Source organism: Limnobacter sp. SAORIC-580, assembly GCF_013004065.1.
Lineage (GTDB): Bacteria > Pseudomonadota > Gammaproteobacteria > Burkholderiales > Burkholderiaceae_B > Limnobacter > Limnobacter profundi.
Window position 1 is genome coordinate 196,932 of record NZ_CP053084.1, and the last position, 19,209, is coordinate 216,140.

Annotated in this window: 16 protein-coding genes; 9 read left to right on the forward strand and 7 right to left on the reverse strand. The window is 54.1% G+C overall.

What is annotated here, in order from left to right:
- Window positions 1–98 precede the first annotated feature (98 nt).
- The 6 genes from HKT17_RS00900 to HKT17_RS00925 form a co-directional block, all read right to left on the reverse strand.
- Window positions 99–1,229 carry an acyl-CoA dehydrogenase family protein gene (locus HKT17_RS00900; RefSeq protein ID WP_105029766.1) on the reverse strand — a complete coding sequence of 377 codons (1,131 nt, stop codon included), beginning with the start codon at window positions 1,227–1,229 and terminating at the stop codon, window positions 99–101.
- A 34-nt stretch (window positions 1,230–1,263) separates the two neighbouring features.
- On the reverse strand, window positions 1,264–3,255 hold the full coding sequence (locus HKT17_RS00905; RefSeq protein WP_171097145.1) for an acetyl/propionyl/methylcrotonyl-CoA carboxylase subunit alpha: 1,992 nt from the start codon (window positions 3,253–3,255) through the stop codon (window positions 1,264–1,266).
- Window positions 3,248–4,411, reverse strand: coding sequence for an acyl-CoA dehydrogenase family protein (locus HKT17_RS00910; protein ID WP_008248306.1), 1,164 nt, complete (start codon window positions 4,409–4,411; stop codon window positions 3,248–3,250). Before HKT17_RS00910 ends, HKT17_RS00905 begins: the two co-directional genes overlap by 8 nt.
- 33 nt (window positions 4,412–4,444) lie before the next feature.
- Window positions 4,445–6,073, reverse strand: a complete 1,629-nt coding sequence (locus HKT17_RS00915; RefSeq protein ID WP_171097147.1) for an acyl-CoA carboxylase subunit beta — start codon at window positions 6,071–6,073, stop codon at window positions 4,445–4,447.
- 102 nt (window positions 6,074–6,175) lie between these two features.
- Window positions 6,176–7,084 (reverse strand): SDR family oxidoreductase, encoded by a 909-nt coding sequence (locus tag HKT17_RS00920; RefSeq protein ID WP_240965873.1) that lies wholly within the window; start codon window positions 7,082–7,084, stop codon window positions 6,176–6,178.
- A 107-nt stretch (window positions 7,085–7,191) separates the two neighbouring features.
- Entirely contained in the window at window positions 7,192–7,821 is a 630-nt protein-coding gene (locus HKT17_RS00925) for a hypothetical protein (RefSeq protein ID WP_171097152.1), read from the reverse strand.
- A gap of 172 nt (window positions 7,822–7,993) precedes the next feature.
- Here HKT17_RS00925 and HKT17_RS00930 point away from each other — a divergent pair, with 172 nt between their 5' ends.
- Window positions 7,994–8,683, forward strand: a complete 690-nt coding sequence (locus HKT17_RS00930) for an SDR family NAD(P)-dependent oxidoreductase (RefSeq protein ID WP_171097154.1) — start codon at window positions 7,994–7,996, stop codon at window positions 8,681–8,683.
- Window positions 8,684–8,707: 24 nt separating this feature from the next.
- Here HKT17_RS00930 and HKT17_RS00935 read toward each other — a convergent pair whose 3' ends face one another.
- Window positions 8,708–9,328 (reverse strand): TetR family transcriptional regulator, encoded by a 621-nt coding sequence (locus HKT17_RS00935; RefSeq protein WP_171097156.1) that lies wholly within the window; start codon window positions 9,326–9,328, stop codon window positions 8,708–8,710.
- Between the two features lie 211 nt (window positions 9,329–9,539).
- On the opposite strand from HKT17_RS00935, the gene HKT17_RS00940 reads away from it, so the two are divergent.
- From HKT17_RS00940 to HKT17_RS00975, 8 genes are all read left to right on the forward strand, one after another.
- The gene (locus tag HKT17_RS00940) at window positions 9,540–10,697 is read left to right on the forward strand and encodes an efflux RND transporter periplasmic adaptor subunit (RefSeq protein ID WP_205882470.1); all 1,158 of its coding nucleotides are present in this window, start codon (window positions 9,540–9,542) and stop codon (window positions 10,695–10,697) included.
- A 10-nt stretch (window positions 10,698–10,707) separates the two neighbouring features.
- Window positions 10,708–13,872, forward strand: a complete 3,165-nt coding sequence (locus HKT17_RS00945) for an efflux RND transporter permease subunit (RefSeq protein WP_171097160.1) — start codon at window positions 10,708–10,710, stop codon at window positions 13,870–13,872.
- Window positions 13,865–15,310: an efflux transporter outer membrane subunit gene (locus HKT17_RS00950; protein ID WP_171097162.1), complete on the forward strand. Its 1,446-nt coding sequence runs from the start codon at window positions 13,865–13,867 to the stop codon at window positions 15,308–15,310. Before HKT17_RS00945 ends, HKT17_RS00950 begins: the two co-directional genes overlap by 8 nt.
- Window positions 15,311–15,456: 146 nt before the next feature.
- Window positions 15,457–15,792 (forward strand): YegP family protein, encoded by a 336-nt coding sequence (locus tag HKT17_RS00955; RefSeq protein WP_171097163.1) that lies wholly within the window; start codon window positions 15,457–15,459, stop codon window positions 15,790–15,792.
- A 147-nt stretch (window positions 15,793–15,939) separates the two neighbouring features.
- Window positions 15,940–16,902: a metal-dependent hydrolase gene (locus HKT17_RS00960; protein WP_205882471.1), complete on the forward strand. Its 963-nt coding sequence runs from the start codon at window positions 15,940–15,942 to the stop codon at window positions 16,900–16,902.
- 82 nt (window positions 16,903–16,984) lie between these two features.
- Window positions 16,985–17,389, forward strand: a complete 405-nt coding sequence (locus HKT17_RS00965; RefSeq protein ID WP_205882472.1) for a hypothetical protein — start codon at window positions 16,985–16,987, stop codon at window positions 17,387–17,389.
- A 63-nt stretch (window positions 17,390–17,452) separates the two neighbouring features.
- Entirely contained in the window at window positions 17,453–17,773 is a 321-nt protein-coding gene (locus HKT17_RS00970; protein WP_171097167.1) for a hypothetical protein, read from the forward strand.
- Complete coding sequence (locus tag HKT17_RS00975) at window positions 17,770–19,194, forward strand: TolC family protein (RefSeq protein ID WP_171097169.1); 1,425 nt, start codon at window positions 17,770–17,772, stop codon at window positions 19,192–19,194. Before HKT17_RS00970 ends, HKT17_RS00975 begins: the two co-directional genes overlap by 4 nt.
- Window positions 19,195–19,209: the final 15 nt, after the last annotated feature.

Genomic DNA, 19,209 nt, shown 5'->3' on the forward strand with positions numbered 1-19,209 from the left:
TGATTTGCCGCATGTAAAGCACTCTCAGAGGAACGCCGATCGAATCTAATTGTTTGTAATTCAGGCGTTTAGTGTAACTCTTTCGGGGGGTAATTTGCTCACCAAGCCAGTTGGCGAATGGCCAGTTCTTTCATGATTTCCTCCGCGCCACCGCCAATGCACATCACTTTTACTTCGCGATAGATGCGCTCGGTCGAGCTTCCGCGCATAAAACCCATACCCCCCAAAATTTGCACCGCCTCGTTGGCGCAGTGCTGCAAAGTTTGAGTGGCCTGGTTTTTCAACAAACAAATATCAGCCACCAGTTCTTCGTTGATATCGCCTTTGTCGATGCGCGCAATCGTTTCATCGAACCAGGCCTCCGTTGCACGGATTTTCATGCGCATGTCGGCCAGTTTGTGGGCAATCACCTGGTGATCCATCAAACGCTTGCCAAAGGTGTGGCGGTTCTGGGCCCAGTCCAGTGCCTCGTTCAAACACACGCGCGAGAAACCGACGCAGGCGCCCGCCAGCATCAGACGTTCGGTGTTGAAGTTTTCCATGATGATGCGAAAACCTTTGCCTTCTTTACCGACCAGGTAGGTGGCAGGTACTTCCACATTGTCGAAGTAAATGCTGGCGGTGTCGCTCATCCACCAACCAGTTTTTTTAAGCGGGCTGCGTGTCAGGCCTTTGGCGTTGCCAGGCACCATGAGAACGGAAATACCGCGCGCACCGGGTTCGCCAGTACGAACTGCTACGGTGAGCCAATCAGCACGCACGCCGCTGGTGATGAATACCTTTTCACCATTGATACGGTAATGAGGCACGCCATCTTTTTGAAACAGGTCGGCTTTGGTTTTGAGGTTGGCCACGTCGGACCCACCCGAGGGTTCGGTAATGGCCAGCGCGCTGATGGCTTCACCTTTCAATACCGCAGGGGCGATTAGTTGGACCAGCGCTTCACTGCCATGATTCAACAACGGAGGTAAACCGATGTTGTGGCTGAACAAACCTGCCAACAGACCTCCGCTGCCTGCGGAGCACACCAGGTTGGACAGCTTCAAACGATCGGCCAAGGTGCATTCGAATCCTCCCACTTCTTCCGGGTAACCCAGGCCAAGCAAGCCGAGCTCACCCGCCTGACGGTAAAGCTCGCGCGGGAATTCCCCAGCCTCGTCCCAGTCATTGATGTGGGGCTTGATCTGCTCATTCACAAATCGCTCCACCGAGCGGAAAAAGTCTTCCATGGATCGTGTCTCCTCCAGCCGGGCTGTGTGTTGTTTATTGGATCTGACCAAGCTGGACCATGGCTTGTTTCTGCTTCATTTGGTCACCCACCTTGATGTGCACCTGCTCCACAATTGCAGCGGATTTGGCGGTAATGCGGTGTTCCATTTTCATGGATTCCAAACACACCAACACGGTGCCAGCCTCAACCTGCTGACCGGGTTGAACCAGCACCTGTGTCACTTTGCCGTTCATCGGGCTGCTGACAAGGGCTTGAAACACACCTTCCGCCAAAGCAGAGGCACTCAGCAGAGTTTCATCCTCCACATGCAATGCCTGTGGGTTTAGCCACTGTTGAACCCACACGCCGGTGTTGGATCGGGTGACTGTGTATTGCGCGGATTGCCCTTGTACCATCGCCTCGATGGTGAAAATGCCTTGCTGCGCCACGGCGCAATGCCATTGTTCAAGCATCACTGCTTCACCAGCAAGCCCATCGATTGCATAGCCGTTGGCATTGTTACTACTTACTTTCAAATTCAGGGTGTTGCCCTGTGCCTTGAGTTTCAGCGGCTGCGGCAGCGCACGTGTGCTTGAAAAGCCGGCCAAGGGTGCAGGCCATGCGCAGCGCTCATGGCGTGGTGCATAGGCAAGGAACACTGCGGCTACAGCGCACTCTGCCTGGAAATGTTGGGGCTTGAGCAATTCATCAGCATGCTGGGCCAAAAAGCCCGTACCAAAATCTCCACCCTGGAACACGGGGTGACTGGAAATTCGTTGCAAGTAGTGCGCGTTGTGCTCAAAGCCAATGAGCACCGTTCGCTTCAGCGAGTCAGCCAGCTTTTCACAGGCAGCAAGGCGGTTATCGCCGTGCACAATGACCTTCGCCAAAAGGCTGTCGTACCAGGGGCTGACCTCTCCACCCGCTTGCAGGGCGTGGTCGCAGCGGCTGTTCGCATCAGGACTCCAGGTCAGCACTGGCCCGGTTTGCGGCATGAAGTCGCGCGCAGGGTCTTCGGCACACAGGCGGCCTTGAATGGCATGGCCGTTGAACACAATTTGTTCTTGTTGCAAGGTGAGGTGTTCGCCTGACGCAATTCGCAATTGCCATTGCACCAGATCAACGCCGGTGATTGCTTCCGTAACGCCATGCTCCACTTGCAAGCGGGTGTTCATTTCAATGAAGTAAAAATCACCGTTTGAATCCAGCAAAAATTCAACCGTGCCCGCACCCACATAGTGGGTGGCATGCACCAGTTTTAATGCGGCTTCACCCATGCGTGCACGCAGCTCCGCGTTCACTGCTGGGCTGGGTGCTTCTTCCACAATTTTTTGGTGGCGGCGTTGAACGGAGCAATCGCGCTCGCCCAAATGCACCGCGTGATCGTGGATATCGGCCAGCACCTGAATTTCAATGTGGCGCGGGTTGATGATGGCTTTTTCAAGCATGACCCGGTCGTCATTGAATGCATTCTTCGCCTCAAGTTGGGCCGAGTGAAGTTGCGATGCAAATTCGGATTCAGTCATCACCAAACGCATGCCACGTCCGCCACCGCCTGCCAACGCTTTGATCATCACTGGGTAGCCAATGCGCTGCGCTGCAGCCATCAGGTCGCTTACGCTTGCGTTGGGCTCGCTGAAGCCTGGAATACAAGGCAAACCAGCCTGTTGGGCAATTTCTTTCGCACGGGCCTTGTCGGCCATATCAGCGATCGCCTGTGGCGTGGGGCCCACCAGGGTAATTCCCGCGTCCACGCAGGCTTGTGCAAAGGCAGGGCTTTCCGATACAAAACCATAGCCAGGGTGAATGGCATCTGCACCGGCTTTCAGCGCTGTTTCTATCAGTTTGTCGATGCGCAAATACGATTCAAGCGAGGGTGCCGGGCCAATGCAATAGGCTTCGTCAGCCTCTTGCACATGCATGGCTTTTTTGTCGGCCTCGGAATAGACAGCGACTGTTGCAATACCCATGGGCTTGGCCGCGCGCAATATTCTGCGCGCGATTTCATTGCGATTGGCAATGAGCAGTTTTTTGATCCTAGGCATTCTTTTTCTTGCCCGGCAAAATACCCATGAATTTGCAGATGATGCCCAGCATTACCTCGTCTGCACCGCCACCAATCGAAATCAGTCGGCCATCGCGATACAGCTGCGAAGCCGGGTTTTCCCAGGTAAAACCCATGCCGCCCCAAAATTGCAAACACTTGTCGGCGACTTCGCGCACCAAGCGACCACTTTTCAGTTTGCACATGCTGGCCAGCTCGGTGACTTCGCCACCAGCCACGTATTCTTCAGTGGCCTGCCATACCAAAGCACGCAAGGCCTCAATTTCAGTTTTCAATTCAGCCAATGTGAAATGCACCACCTGTTGATCGAGCACGGTGCTGCCGAACAAGTTGCGTTGGCGGGTGTAGTTGATGGTTTCGTTCAGCACATGCATCATGCCTTCGATGCTGTTGGCGGCACCCCACAGGCGCTCTTCCTGAAACTGGATCATTTGGTACATGAAGCCTGCGCCTTCCATACCAATCAAGTTGCGCTGTGGCACACGCACATTGTCAAAGTGAATAAGACCCGTGTCGGATGCCCACATGCCAATTTTGTGAATCTTCTTCTCAATCGTAATGCCCGGAGTTTTCATGGGCACGATGATCAGTGATTTGTTCTGGTGGGGTTTGCCTTCGCTGGTGTTGGCCAACAGGCAGATCCAGTCGGCTTGCAAACTGTTGGTAATCCACATTTTACTGCCGTTGATGATGTAGTCGCTGCCATCTTTTTTTGCAGTGGTTTTGACACCTGCGACATCCGACCCTGCGCCGGGCTCTGAAACACCAATACAAGCCACCATGTCGCCAGCAATGGCGGGGGCCAAAAATTCACGACGCAGCTCGTCGCTGCCAAACCGCGCCAAAGCGGGTGTGGCCATGTCGGTCTGAACGCCGATTGCCATGGGCACACCGCCACAATGGATTTTTCCCAAAGCTTGCGCCGCCACCACGGAATAGCTGTAGTCCAAACCCATGCCGCCAAACTCTTCTGGTTTGGTCAGTCCCAGCAAGCCAAGATTACCCATCTTTTTGAACAGCTCATGGGCGGGAAACATTTGTTCCTTTTCCCAGGTAGCCACATGCGGATTAATTTCATTCTCCACAAAGCGTTCGATGGTGCGTTGTAGTTCTTTGTGTTCCTGGCTTAGTCTCACTGCACTTCCTCCTCGTTATTCATTGGTCACGCGCTAGGGGCGAGCCACGCCAAATTGCATGGGTTGCACGCTGCGCTCTTGTTGCAGACAGGCGATCAGCGCAAGTGCCAACACCTGTCGTGTGTCTCTTGGATCGATCACGCCGTCGTCGAGCAACAATCCGCTGGTGTGGAATGCGCTGGTTTGTGATTCAAACGTGTCGATGATTTGTTTTTTCATGTTTTCCAGCATGAACTCAGGTACCTCCATGCCTTTTCGGGCGGCGCTGGCCTGCATCACGGTGGCCATGGTGCCCGCTGCTTGTTCTGCACCCATGACCGCAGTTTTGCTGTTGGGCCATGCAAACACGAAACGTGGACCAAACGCCCTGCCGCACATGCCATAGTTACCTGCACCAAAACTGGCACCGCACAGCAAAGTGATTTGTGGCACGGTGGCGTTGCTCACGGCCTGAATCATTTTTGAGCCATGCTTGATGATGCCTCCTTGCTCGGCTTCTTTGCCCACCATGTAACCGGTTGTGTTTTGCAGGTAAATGATTGGGGTTTTGGTTTGGCAGCAACTTTGAATAAAGTGCGTGGCTTTGGTGGCACCTGCTGTGTCGATCGGTCCCAGGTTACTGATAATACCGATGGAAACACCCATCAGCTTGGCGTATCCGCAGAGTGTGGCTGGGCCGTAGTTGGCTTTGAATTCGAGGAAGTCGGAGTCGTCAACGATTCGGGCGATGACTTCGCGCATGTCCACCGGCGTTTTGATATCGGCGGGCATGATGCCCAGCAGTTCTTCGGCCGGGTAGCGAGGTGCTGGTGCCTGGGCATTCAACATCGGTATCACATTCCGGTTGCTGCTGTTCCAGTCGATTTTTTCCATCACCTCGCGGGCCAGTGCAATGGCGTGGCGGTCGTCGTCGGCGATGTAGTCACCCAGGCCTGAGACTGAGCAGTGCATGTCGGCACCACCCAGTTCTTCATCGGTGGCAATCTCGCCCGTGGCTGCTTTCAGCAGGGGTGGGCCAGCCAGAAATGCGCGTGCACGTTCGCGCACCATAATGACGACATCGCTTAAGCCCGGAATGTAGGCACCACCCGCTGTGGATGAACCGTGCAGCACATTGACCACCGGCAAGCCAGCAGCGCTGAGTTTGGCCAAGCGATAGAAGTTACCGCCGCCCAATATGAAGTGCTCGACTTTGTACTTCAACAAATTGGCCCCGGCGGATTCGCCGAGGTTGATGAAGGGCAGTTTGTTTTCCAGGGCGATGTCTTGGGCCCTTTGCATTTTTTCAATGCCCATGGCCTGAAGCGCACCGGCCTCGATGCCTGAATCGCTGGCCACCACCATGCACAAGGTGTTGGCCACATAGCCCAGCCCGGCAATGATGCCGCCGCCGGGAATGCTTTTGTCGGCCTTTTGGCCATCTTGCATGTAACCAGCGAGGGTGCTGAGTTCCAGAAATGGGGAGCCCGAGTCGAGCAGTAGCGCAACCCGGTCGCGAGGCAGCAACTGCCCGCGCTTTGCAAACGATGGTGCAGCTTTTGCGGAGGCGTCGCGTGTACGTTTCTCCAGTGATCGAAGTTCATTCAGGGCCGTTTCCATATTGGCCTTGTTGAGTTCAAACTCGGCGGAATTTGCGGAAACGAGGCTCTCTAAAATAGGCATTGGTTCTTGGCTTTAAATAGCAGCAAAATGGGTTTGTTAAAAATCAAACGTTTGTTTGATTTTGAGGGTGAGGCCTGGGTGTGTCAAGCCTTAAATATTTGCTTATTTCTTGCTGGCTGCGGCGCGCGCGGCATCGCGGCGCTGAATTACTTCAGGCACGCCACCCAAATGAAAGCTGTTGAAAGCCGGGTTGGGTTTGCCGGTGCCCACTTGCCAAATGCGGCGCGCGTTGGGGGCTGCGCCGTCGATTCGAATGCAGGAACCCGAGATGAATGAGGCCGCAGGGCTGCACAAAAACACCAATGCGCCTGACACCTCGGCTTCCAGCCCCAGGCGTTGCAGTGGGATGGTTTTGTCCAGCTGCATGATGGTTTGTTTCATGGGCTCGGGGTAAGTGTCCATGCCACTTGATGCGATGAAGCCCGGTGCAACCGCATTCACGCGTACGGGTGCCCATTCATTGGATGCAGTTTCCGAGAAGTTCAGCATGCCGGCGCGCGCTGCGCCGGAGTGGCCCATGCCGGGCATGCCGTTCCACATGTCAGCAATGATGTTGGTGATGGACATGTCGGACTCGCCCAAGTGCAACATCATGTACTGGTTGAATACCTCACGGGCCATGAGAAAGCCACCGGTAAGGTTGTTACGCACCACAGTTTCGAACCCCTTGCCACTGATCATGTTTAGCGGTGAGGGAAATTGCCCGCCTGCGTTGTTGATCAGGTGATTGATTTTGCCGTGGGTTGCCAACACATCGGCTACAGTCTCTTTTACCCGTTCCTCTTCACGAATATCGCAGCTGTGTAACGAAATTTTGACTGTGCAGGTTTGCTCGATTTCCGCTTTCACGGTTTCAAGCTTTTCCATTTTTCGACCGACCAAGGCCAGGTCCGCACCCAGGCTGGCCAATTCATGCGCGGTGCAGCGGCCAATGCCCGAGCCCCCACCAGTGACCAGTACGGTTTGTCCTGCAAACAGATTGGGGCGAAACACGGATTGGAAGCTGTTCAAAAGGGTCACCTGTGAATTGTGCAATTTGATTATTCAAACGATCGTTTGAATTTAACCATGCTTTTGCAGATTGTGCTTTCGCACGATCCGATTCACAGGTGATTTTTTTACCGGCTACCAGCGTCTGCCAAACGGAGGGTGTCTGTTTTGCTGAACATTTGATCAGCGAAAGCGATGGTGTGTGTATTCAAGGCACGCGAGCTGTCGTGCTCTGGATCGCGTTTCGAAAAGTCGGTGCGAATCGCCTTCACACGTTGATACACCACCTCAAAGTGCTCTGGCATCACTTTCTGAACATAGGCCAGACCCACCAGGTCGGCCAGCGTCTCTTCAAAATGAACATTGTTCTTGAACTGAACACCCAGGTGTTCTTGTAGTGCCTGCTTGGCGGCTACACGTTTTCCCTTTTCGGACATCAGGCAGTGCGTCAATTCATGGGCCGAGGTGAATGCCAGGAATGCAGGTTCGGCACCGTCATGACCTGAATCCAGAAAATGAGACCACACGCGCTTGGCGTCTGCATGCTGGTTAACATGCAGCACGCAGGCCTTGATGCCACTGTTGGTCAAAAATGGCGAGGGGTTGTTCATGGTGCTTTCCCGAACATGGATGCGATCGGTGTCGATGGCATAAACCTGCGCGAACTGGGCGATTTCCTCTTTCATGGCTGCCGTGTCGGGCAGGCTGGCCTGGGGCGTGAACAGGCTGACCAAACCAAAAAATAGACCGTTCCACATGACATGCTCCAAGAATTCCGGTGATGTCTTGTGAACGGCAGGTTTTGTTGAATTCAGCATTGCACCAATGCGTTGCCCTTAAAGGGGGTATTCAAACGGGGTGGGGGCGTGAAAGGGCGGCGTCCATGTCAAAATGCAGGCAATCAATCATTCAATGCGGGAGTCGATTTTCATGAGCAATACCAATCCAGTGGCGATTATTACGGGCGCAGCAGGCAATTTGGGGCAGGCAGTGGCCACCCATTTGGGCAGTTTGGGTTATCGACTGCTGTTGATTGATTTGCATCAGCCTGAGTGGGAAGGCGAGAGCGATGCTGTGTCAATCGGTAACGTGGACCTGACCTTGCCCGAGCATGCCCAAGAGGTGGTGAATCAAGCCTGGGAATATTTCGGTCAAATTGATGCAGTGGTGAATATTGCAGGTGGTTTTGTGTGGGAGCGTCAGGCTGAGAGCAGCTTGGATACCTGGAATACGCAGTACGCCATGAATGTGCAAACCACCGTGAACATGTGCCAAGCCATATTGCCGCAGTTTCAGGATCAGCAAAGCGGTGTGATCGTAAACATTGGTGCGGCCGCAGCTGGCAAAGCAGCTGAGGGTATGGGTGCTTATGCAGCGGCCAAATCGGCCGTACTGCGCTTGACTGAGGCCCTGGCCGCGGAAAACAAACATTTGGGCATTCGTGCCAATGCCGTGTTGCCCAGTATTTTGGACACACCCGCCAATCGAGAGGCCATGCCTGACGCTGACCCGGCAGACTGGGTTGCTCCCGAATCACTGGCCGGTGTTATCGCATTCTTGTTGTCAGATGTTGCCCGCGATATCACCGGAGCGGGCATTCCGGTCACAGGCCGGGTTTAACAAGCCACGCTGTGCCTAAGGCGGCTACTTTCTGTTGGCCAGGCCGTTCAGGTAGTTGTCGATTGTAAATTCAGCCTGTTCCATCAGGTTGAACAGATTGGGGCTGAGCACAAAGTTGGCAAAAAGCCCGTCAATCAAGGCATGCAAACCAATGGCTGCCTGGCGGGCATTGGTGTTTGCGGGCAATTCGCCTTTGTCAATCGCGGCTTGAAAATCTGTTTCAATGGTTTGAATGCAGCCTTGAATGGCTTCCAGGTGCCTGTCTCGAATAGGCAGCATGTCGTCGACCATTTCGGCTTTGTGCATCACAATGTCAAAAACCCGCTGTGTGCGGGGGTCTTCTGCCAGCGTACGCACCACATGCATGGACCTAGTACGCAGGTAGGCCAACGGTTGTTGCTCGGGGTGCAGGTCGGGCGTTGCGATGAATTCATCCATCGGTAATATGACGCGTTGTAACATGGCATCAAACAGGTCGGCCTTGTTCTTGAAGTGCCAATAAATGGCCCCCCGCGTTAAATCCGCGGCCTTGGCAATGTCGTTCAGCGTGGTCCTCGATACCCCTTTTTCCGAGAACACGGCCTCGGCCGTGTCCAGAATAAGATTCCTGGTTTCCTGCGCTTCTTCCTTCGTTTTTCTTACCACAATCGTCTACGCCAAATTGAAAAATTTATTTACATACACTCATGTATGTATGTATTATCTGACTTCTCGGTCATTAAATCAACCCGAAAAATTCCCACAAGGATATAACAGGGCACACATCATGCACAGCAACTCATTGAATTCAAAGCAAACTCAAGCTTCCCCCTACAGTCGCGCTTTTGCAGGAGCCACCCTTCTGCCCGCGTTGCTGGTGACTATATTGTCCAGCGCCTTGTTGCTGGGTTGCGGCCAGGGCGCTGATGCCCAGGCCCCTGGTGGCCCCGGTGCTGGCCAGGCAGCACCTGTACCCGTGGTTGAGGTAAAAACCGAACCGCTGGAATTAACGTATGAGTACCCTGCCCAAATTGCCGGCCTGCGCGAAGTTGAAATTCGTGCCCGAGTGGCCGGTATTATCGAGCGCCGCCAGTTTGAAGAGGGTGGTCGAGTGAAGAAAGGCCAATCTTTGTACAGCCTGGACAATGCTCCCTACCAAACTGCTTTGGTCCGTGCTCTGGCCGATGAAAATGCGGCCAAGGTTCGCGCTGCGCAAGCCGAACGCGATTACAAACGGGTCATGCCTCTGGCCGACAGCAAAGCGGTGTCGCAATCTGAATTGGACAATGCGCAATCTGCATTTGAAGTGGCCAAGGCCGACCTGCAAGTGGCCAGTGCTGCAGTTCGCACGGCTCGCCTGAACCTGGAGTATGCGCGGGTTGAATCGCCAGTGAATGGCTTTGCAAGCCGCTCGCTTTACTCCGAAGGCAGTTTTGTATCAGGCCCTTCCGAGTTGCTGACCACAGTAACGCAGATCGACCAGGTCTATGTGAACTTTGGTATTCCTGAAAAAGACCACGAACAACTGCGCAAAGGCATTGCAAGTGGTGCGGTTGCTTTGAGCAATGGCGATTTGGTGGTTGAGGTGCTCGGTGCCGATGGCAAACCCATGGGATTGAAAGCCAAGCTGGGCTTTCAGGATGTGCGTGTGAACCCAGCCACCGGTACGGTCGATGCACGTGCCGTGTTGGCCAATGACAAGGAAGTGTTAAGCCCGGGACAATTTGTACGTGTGCGTGTGAGTGGCGCAGTGCAAAAAAACGCCGTGTTGTTGCCACAACGGGCTGTGCTTGAAAACCCGGAGGGTGGCAAGGTTGTGATGACAGTCAGCCCTGAAAATACTGTGGCACCACGCCCTGTGCAGGTTGCGCAGTGGAAAGGTGACCAATGGGTAGTAACCGATGGACTGGTTGCTGGCGACAAAGTGATGACCGACGGGTTCATGAAGGCCCCACCCGGAACACCCGTACAACCTGTGATTGCAGGCGCCGACGCGCAAGACGCAGCACCAGCAGCCACTGAGCAAAAGCAATAAGGGGTCACACATGTTTTCGAAATTTTTTATCGACCGGCCTGTGTTTGCGGCCGTGTTGTCGATTTTCATCATGCTGGCCGGTTTGGCTGCCATGCGTGGTTTACCGATTGCGCAGTACCCTGAAATTGCACCCCCAGTGGTGCAGGTTCGTGCAGTGTATCCAGGTGCTTCCGCAGAGGTAATTGCCAGCACCGTGGCCGCGCCCATTGAAAACGCCATCAACGGTGTTGAGAACATGATGTACATGAGCTCGACTTCGGCCAGCAGTGGCGTGGTTGAAATCATGGTGACGTTTGAGATTGGCACCGATCCTGACCAAGCCGCTTTGAACGTGAACAACCGCGTGAAGCAAGTGGAAAACATTTTGCCGCAGGAAGTACGCAGACAAGGTGTGACGGTGAACAAAGGTTCGTCGTCATTCTTGCAGGTGTTGGCGTTTTACTCGGAAGACGGCAGGTTCGATGACTTTTACACCTCGAACTATGTGACCTTGAACGTGCTGGACCGTATCAAGCGGATTCCGGGTACGACCAACGTTCAAATTTTTGGTGCCAAAGATTATGCAATGCGTATCTGGATCAAACCGGATCGCATGGCGCAATTGAAGTTGACCGCCGGGGACATTGCCGCGGCCTTGAACGAGCAAAATGCACAGTTTGCAGCGGGTAAAGTTGGCCAGGCGCCCAACAACAACGGCCAGGAACTGGTCTACACCATCACGGCGCAAGGCCGACTGCAAGATGTTGAGGAGTTCGAGAATGTATTGATACGGGTGAACCCGGATGGTTCGTCCTTGCGCTTGAAAGACGTTGCCCGCGTGGAATTGGGATCCAAGGATTACGACTTTACCGGTCGTATCAATGGCAAGCCAGCGACATTGGTGGGTGTGTTTTTGCAGCCCGGTGCCAATGCGCTTGAAGTGGCTCAAACCGTGAAAGGCACGGTCGATGAAATTGCGGCAGATTTCCCGGAAGGACTAGACTATGCGGTGCCTTATGACACCACACGTTTTGTGGAAGTGTCTATTCGCGAAGTGGTAAAAACACTGATTGAAGCGATGATTCTGGTGTTCATCGTGGTGTATGTGTTTTTGCAAAACTGGCGCGCCACGCTGATTCCGATTCTGGCTGTTCCCGTGTCCCTGTTGGGTGCGTTTGCTGGCTTGTACCTGTTGGGTTATTCCATTAACACGCTTACCTTGTTCGGCATGGTGCTGGCCATTGGTATTGTGGTGGACGACGCCATTGTGGTGCTGGAAAACGTTGAGCGAATCATGCATGAAGAGGGCTTGGGTGCCCGCAAAGCCGCGATCAAGGCCATGCAGGAAGTAACTGGCCCGGTGATTGCGATTGTGCTGGTGCTGTCGGCCGTGTTTATTCCGATTGGCTTTCTCGGTGGTTTGACTGGTGAACTGTACCGCCAGTTTGCGATCACCATTGCGATTGCGGTGATCGTGTCGGGCATCGTGGCGCTGACTTTGACGCCAGCTTTGTGTGTGATGCTGTTGAAACATGAGCACAAAAAACCGGGCAAATTTTTCACCTGGTTCAACGACTGGTTTGGCCGTGTCACCACCAAATACGTAGGTGGCGTGAAGTTCATCAGCATGCGCCCTGCCATTGGTATCGGCTTGTTTTTGGTCATGCTGGTGGTAACCGCTGGTTTGTTCAGGGCTACACCCGGTTCATTGGTACCCGATGAAGACCAGGGCTACTTTATTGCTGCGGTGTTTTTGCCTGACGGCGCTACTTTGCAGCGCACAGACAAGGTGGTGGCAGAAGTGGTGGATGCAGTAGCAGCCAACCCGGCCAATGAGTATTCCGTGGCATTCACTGGGTTCGACTTTTTGGGTGGCAGTTTCAAGAACAACGCGGCCACCATGTTCGTGACACAGCGCCACTGGGATGAGCGCGAAGCTGTAACCGGGGAGCTGGTGGGTGAATTGTTTGGCCGCACGGCCGGCATTCAGGAAGGTTTGGTGCTGGCCTTTGCCCCACCTCCAATCTTCGGTTTGGGCAATGCAGGTGGCTTTGAGTTTTACATTCAAAATCGCGGCGAGGGTGGCCCGGCTGAACTGGCCAAGGTGATGAACGACTTCATTGCCAAAGCCAACGCCGATCCGCGCCTTGCGGGTGTACAAACCTTGTGGCGTCCCGGTACTCCTCAGTTGTATGTGGATGTTGACCGCGAACGTGCCCGCGCAATGGGTGTGAATGTGAACGAGGTGTTTGATACCTTGTCGGCAAGCCTGGGTACGTACTATGTGAATGACTTCAACAAATTTGGCCGCACGTGGCAGGTGTTGATGTCGGCTGATTCGCAATACCGCAAAAGCCCAACCGACATCGGCAATATGTATGTGCGCTCCAACAAAGGCGAGATGATTCCGATTTCAGCCTTTGCAAAAGTGGAGTTTTCACAGGGGCCGGAAACTTTGGAGCGTTTCAACAATCTACCCGCGGTGAAATTGCTGGGCAGTGGCGCACCCGGGGTTAGTTCTGGCGAAGCCATCAAGGCGATTGAAGACATTGCAGCAGAGGTGTTGCCCGACGATTTCAGCTACGACTTCTCGGGTGCTTCCTTCCAGGAAAAGCGTTCTGCGGGTTCATCCAGCTTTGCCCTGATTTTGGGTGCACTCATGGTGTTCCTGATTTTGGCGGCACAGTATGAAAAGTGGACACTGCCGTTCTCGGTGTTGCTGGCCATGCCATTTGGTTTGTTTGGTGCCTTGCTGGCAGTGTGGATGCGCGACATGACCAACGATGTGTATTTCCAGATCGGCCTGGTGACCCTGCTGGGTTTGGCGGCCAAGAACGCGATTTTGATTGTGGAATTTGCTGTGTTGAAACGCGAGGAAGGCATGAGTGCCCTTGAGGCTTCTCTGGAAGCGGCCCGTTTGCGGTTCCGCCCCATCTTGATGACCTCGTTTGCGTTTATTCTAGGGGTCGTTCCGTTGGCGTTCTCCAGCGGTGCGGGTGCCGGCGCACGAACAGCGGTGGGCACTGGTGTAATGGGTGGCATGACTGCCGCCACATTGCTGGCCATTTTCTTTGTGCCCCTGTTTTACCGTCTGATTGACAGAAGTGAGAAAGGTGGGCGACACCATGGTGATGAAGAGGAAGCAAATGATTCATCCAATCAATCTACAACGAACAAAGGGGGCGACCATGTTTAAAGCCCTTCCCAAAACTGCGATCGCCTTGGGCTTGACCTTGGCGCTGACCGGCTGTGCCTCTAGCATTCCCTTGCTGGACAGGTTCACCGCCAAGCCCGAGCAGCCTACCCAGGTGGTGGTGCCTGAAAACGCCAAAGGCGTGGGAATGAGCCAGGTTCAGAACGAAGCCTGGTGGCTGTTGTTGGGCGACCCTGCGTTGACGGCAGTGGTTGAACAGGCCTTGAGAAACAACACCGATGTGCGTTTGGCCAATGAGCGCTTGAATGAAGCCGGTGCCGTACTGGGAATTGCGAAATCACAAAAGTGGCCCTCCATTTTCGGTCAATTCACAACTGGCCGAAACCGCCCGTCGCAAGCGGGCAATGTACCCGTATTTGGTGGGCAGAACGTGTATGAAAGCCAGCAGTTTGGCATTGGCGCCACTTGGGAGCTCGACCTGTGGGGCCGAATTGGTGCCCTGGAAGATGCAGCCCGTGCCGGTTTCATGCAGCAAGGCTACAACGTACGTGGAGTGCGTTTGAGCGTTGCAGCAACCGCAGCCTCGCTTTATACCCAAGTGCGCGTGTTGGGCTTGCAAGTGAAGGTACTTGAGCAAACCCTGGAAAGCCGGGACTCGGCCTACAAACTTGCCAAGCAGCGTTACGACGTGGGTTTGAGCAATGAACTTCAATTGCGCCAAACCGAAGCGGAATTGCTGGCAGTGCGTGCGCAGTTGCCCGACACCCGAGAACAACTGGCCCGCGCGCAAAATGCGTTGGCGGTGATTGTCGGCGGAAACACACCGGAGTTGCCCAACTTGGCCGTGGAAAATCTGGAATTGACCAAGCTGTTCATATTGCCGGAAAACACACCTTCAGAATTGTTGCTGCGCCGCCCCGATTTGGCTGCAGCCGAGCAACAATTGCTCGCGGGTGAGGCCAACCTGGAAGCGGCTCGCAAAGCCTTTTTCCCAACAATTGGTTTGAGCGCCTTTGGGGGCCGGGAAAGCGCAGATTTAAGCGATTTATTCAGCGGGCCAGCCCGAATCTGGAGTTTCCAGACTCAAATTACACAGCCAATTTTCCAGGCGGGTCGTTTGTTTGATGAACGAGACGCAGCCGTGGCGCGCCGCAATCAAGCAGTGTTGCAGTACGAAGCCAGCATTCGCACTGCATTCCAGGAAATTTACGACGCCATCGTGGCACAGCGTGAAGCGCGTGAGCGCTTGCAGGCGCGACAAGAGCAGGTTCAAACCCTGACCCAAGTGGTTCGCCTGGCGCAATTGCGTGTGGACAATGGCGTGGCCAACCAGCTTGAACTGTTGGATGCACAGCGCAATTTGTTGAATGCACAACTCAGTTGGGCATCGGCCTGGCAAAGCCAGCAAGGTGCAAGCCTGGCGATGATCCGTGCGTTGGGCGGTGGTTTCAATGCTGAGCAGGTGGCCTTGAAAGAATAAGCGCTTGAAAAATGCAGTACCTCAAACGGCGGCCTGGCAACTGGTCGCCGTTTTTGCTTGATGCATTGAACTTTCACCGGCCTGTGATATAACCAAAACGGGTTAACCCATAGCATTCACCAAACATTCAAACAAAGGAGTTGGAGATGGCAGGTTATTTCGAATTAAGCAAAAGCAGCGACGGTCAGTTCAAATTTGCCTTGAAAGCGGGCAACCATGAAACCATTTTGACCAGCGAGCTTTACAAAACCAAAGCCGCCGCTGAAAACGGAATTGAGTCGGTTCAGAAAAACTGCGGTGACGCTGCACGCTACGAGAAAAAAGTGGCTGCCAACGGCAAACACCATTTCAACCTGAAAGCCGCCAATCACCAAATTATTGGCTCTAGCCAAATGTACGCCAGCGAGGCGTCCTGCGACGGTGGCATTGAGTCGGTGAAAACCAATGGCAAGTCGACCACGGTCAAAGATTCGACAGCCTGATTTTGATTGCAAATCATGCGGGGATGCACCGCATGGTTTGCCGCACTGCGGTAGAGCAAATCCACTATCGGTTCTGTCACTTCCCGGTTATGATCAAACCATGACATCGAATAATGTCATCCTAATCAAAGCCGTCGGAGATCCACCATGACTGCCACCACTGCTGCGCGAAAAAAAGCCGCGCGTCCCGCGTCCAACACTGACGTGCCTTTGAAGCAACGCAACGTGAAATTTGATTGGTCGGAAACGCCGATTGACTGGATTCCCAACGAGCCCTATGCCAGCTATTTCATCAACGAAATCAACCTGATTTTGCCGACAGGTGAATTCTGGTTTTGCCGCCTCTACAACAAGGCCCTGCCCTTGGTGACCGACGAAAAGTTGAAAGAGGACGTGCGTGGTTTTATCAAGCAGGAAGCCATGCATGCACGTGGGCACAGCTCGGCCACCGAGGAGTACCTGGCGGCGCGCGGCATCAAGACCGAGCGCAATCAGCAATTGATGAAATGGTTGTTTGATGTGGTACTGGACGACACGCCTTTTGGCAGAAAAGTACCCGCATGGCTGGAGCACCGCTGGTTACTGGCGCGATTGGGCTTGGTGGCGACCATTGAACACATGACCTGCGTGTTGGGCATGTATGTGCTTGAAAACAAAAAATGGGATGAGCTGAATTCAGACCAGGTATTGCTGGACCTGATTCGCTGGCACGGTGCTGAAGAGGTGGAACACCGTAGCGTGGCCTTTGATTTGTACAAGCATTTGGGGGGCGATTATTTGTCCCGCTATTACCTCGCCGCCATCGTGGTGCCAATGATTATTGGCTTGTGGGTGGATGGCGCGGCCAACATTGCAGGGCAAGATCCTCGTTTTGCCAAGAAAAAACCTGCTGTGTACAAACCCTGGATGTGGGTCGAGTGGTTCAAAAGCTCCCGCAAAGGTTTGTTGCCCAACCCACTGTGGCTGGTGATGCAGCAGTTGCCTTATTTCAGCCCCTGGTACGATCCTTCCAAAGAAGGTTCGACCGAATTGGCACAGGCCTACTTGAACCAGTCTCCGGCTGCCATGGCCGCTGGCGCGATTGCTGCGAACATGAAAGTGCCGGCCTAAGCTTCCAACAGGGGTAATCTTCCGAACTTTCCCCAGCTTGCCCTGTCTTAATTGAGGTGGTATGTTGCTGCTTATGACAAACATGGTTCGAATTCTTTTCATGTGGCTTATGTTGCTTGCGTTGCCCGTTCAGGGCATGGCGCAGGCCAGCATGTTTGCATGCCATTTGAATGGAAATTCCAGCAGCGTTGGTCAGGCAATCGACCATAGCACCATGGGCCATGGCGTAATGAACCACGACGGCATGGACCACAGCATGCACAACATGGATGTACAAGCCGATCCTGACTCGTCCAAAAAATTGATGAAGTCGCTGCACGGTTGCTGTAACTGCGCGCCCACCTGCGCGGTGGTGCTGTTGCCTGTGGCACAAGCCAGCTTCACCCCCATATTGCAGGATGCAACGCATCCCGTTTCTGTAGCTCAACTACCCCATTCTGCCGACACTCGCCGGATAGACCGACCACCCAAAACCCTCGCCATTTAATTCGTGCGCATGCTTGGCTGAATGTGCCTGCATGCCTTGTATATTGAATGATCGCGAGGACTTATGAAGTTTCATCCCCTATTCGCGCTGCCCTCAGTGGTATTGGTGTTGGCATGGCCCGTGCATGCTGAAACACCCGCGCAAGAACTTGAATATGAATCGGTGTTCGAGGGCTACCAGGCCTATTCCGACCCGGAAATACAAAATTGGCCGAAGGTGAACCAGCTGGTTGAAGAAATTGGCGGTTGGCGTGTATATGCCAGTGAGCCTTATGAAGAAAAAAAGGAAGGCAAACCCACAGGGGGCTCGTCAGTGGATGCTGAAAGGCCACCTGCGGCCAAGCCACCCGCATCCAAACCCCATCAACACGGAGGTGCGCGATGACCCCCCCCCGTATTCTGAAAAAAACAGCTATCGCGTTGGCGGTGTTAGTGCTGGCGGGCTGCGCCACGGTCAACATCAGTGAGTCGGTGGATCAAACCAATCAGGAATTGAATGGTTTTACCAACGGTAAACTGAGCCTTGTTCAAACCGATGAACAACGCCAGGCCATGGCTTCCAAGGCCAGTGAAATTCTGAAAGAACCGTTAAGCCAAGCTGCTGCGGTTGAACTGATGCTGACCCACAGCCCCCAGTTCCAAACCGTGTTGGCCGAGAATTGGGCACAAGCCGCGCAAGCTGCACAAAGCGGTCGAATTCACAACCCGGTTTTTGCCTTCGAGCGTTTGCGAATCAAGGATGAGCTGGAACTGGGGCGTTTGCTAAGTTTTGGCCTGCTGGATTTGCTGAGTTTTCCCGCACGCCAAGGCATTGCCCGCACGCAAATTGACCGCGCGCAGTTGCAGCTCACCAGCAGCGTGGTGGACCAGGTTACCCAGGTTCGCCAAGCCTGGGTAGATGCAGTTGCTGCCCAACAGGCTCACACTTATGCCCAGCAAGTGTTTGAAAGTGCTCAAACCAGCGCTGAACTGGCGCGCCGCATGCAGGAAGTGGGCAACTTCACCCGCTTGCAACGCGCACGCCAGCAAAGCTTTTATGCCGATGCTGCGCTTAATCTTGCTGCCACACGGCACAAAGCCACAGCCACCCGTGAAGCGCTGGTGCGCATGCTGGGCTTGAACACCGAGCAAACTGCGCAGCTGAAGTTACCCGATCGCTTGCCCGATTTGCCTGAGGCCCCCAAAGCCGCGTCTGATGTAGCCAAACAAGGCGAAAACCGTTTGGATGTTCGCATGGCCAAGCAGGGTTTCGATGCGAATGCCAAGGCACAAGGTTTGGGCAATGTGGCCAGTTTTCTGGATATTGAAGCCGGTATACGCTACGACACCATTTTCGAAAACGACACCGGCGAGCGCAACAACAAAAAAGGGTATGAGCTTGAATTGGCCCTGCCAATTTTCGATTGGGGCGGCATGAAGCGCGATACCTTCAATGCCAACACACTGGCTGCAGCCAACCGGCTTGAGGCCACCTTGCGCAGTGCGCAATCCACCCTGCGGGAGAGCTACTCGGCTTATCGCACCACCTACGACATTGCACGCCACTACCGCGATGAAATCATTCCACTGCGGCAAACCATCGCCGATGAAAATGTGCTGCGTTACAACGGCATGTTTATTGGGGTGTTCGAGTTGTTGGCGGACAGCCGTGACCAGGTGAATGTGGTGGTGCAAGCCATCAACGCTCAAGCTGATTTTTGGCGTGCTGACGCTGCTTTGCAGGCCACTGTGGTGGGCAAGCCCATGATGGTGTCGGTCAGTGGTGCGGCTGCAAGTGCTGGCGGTGATGCTGGCGGTGGCCACTAAATGAAAGGATATTGA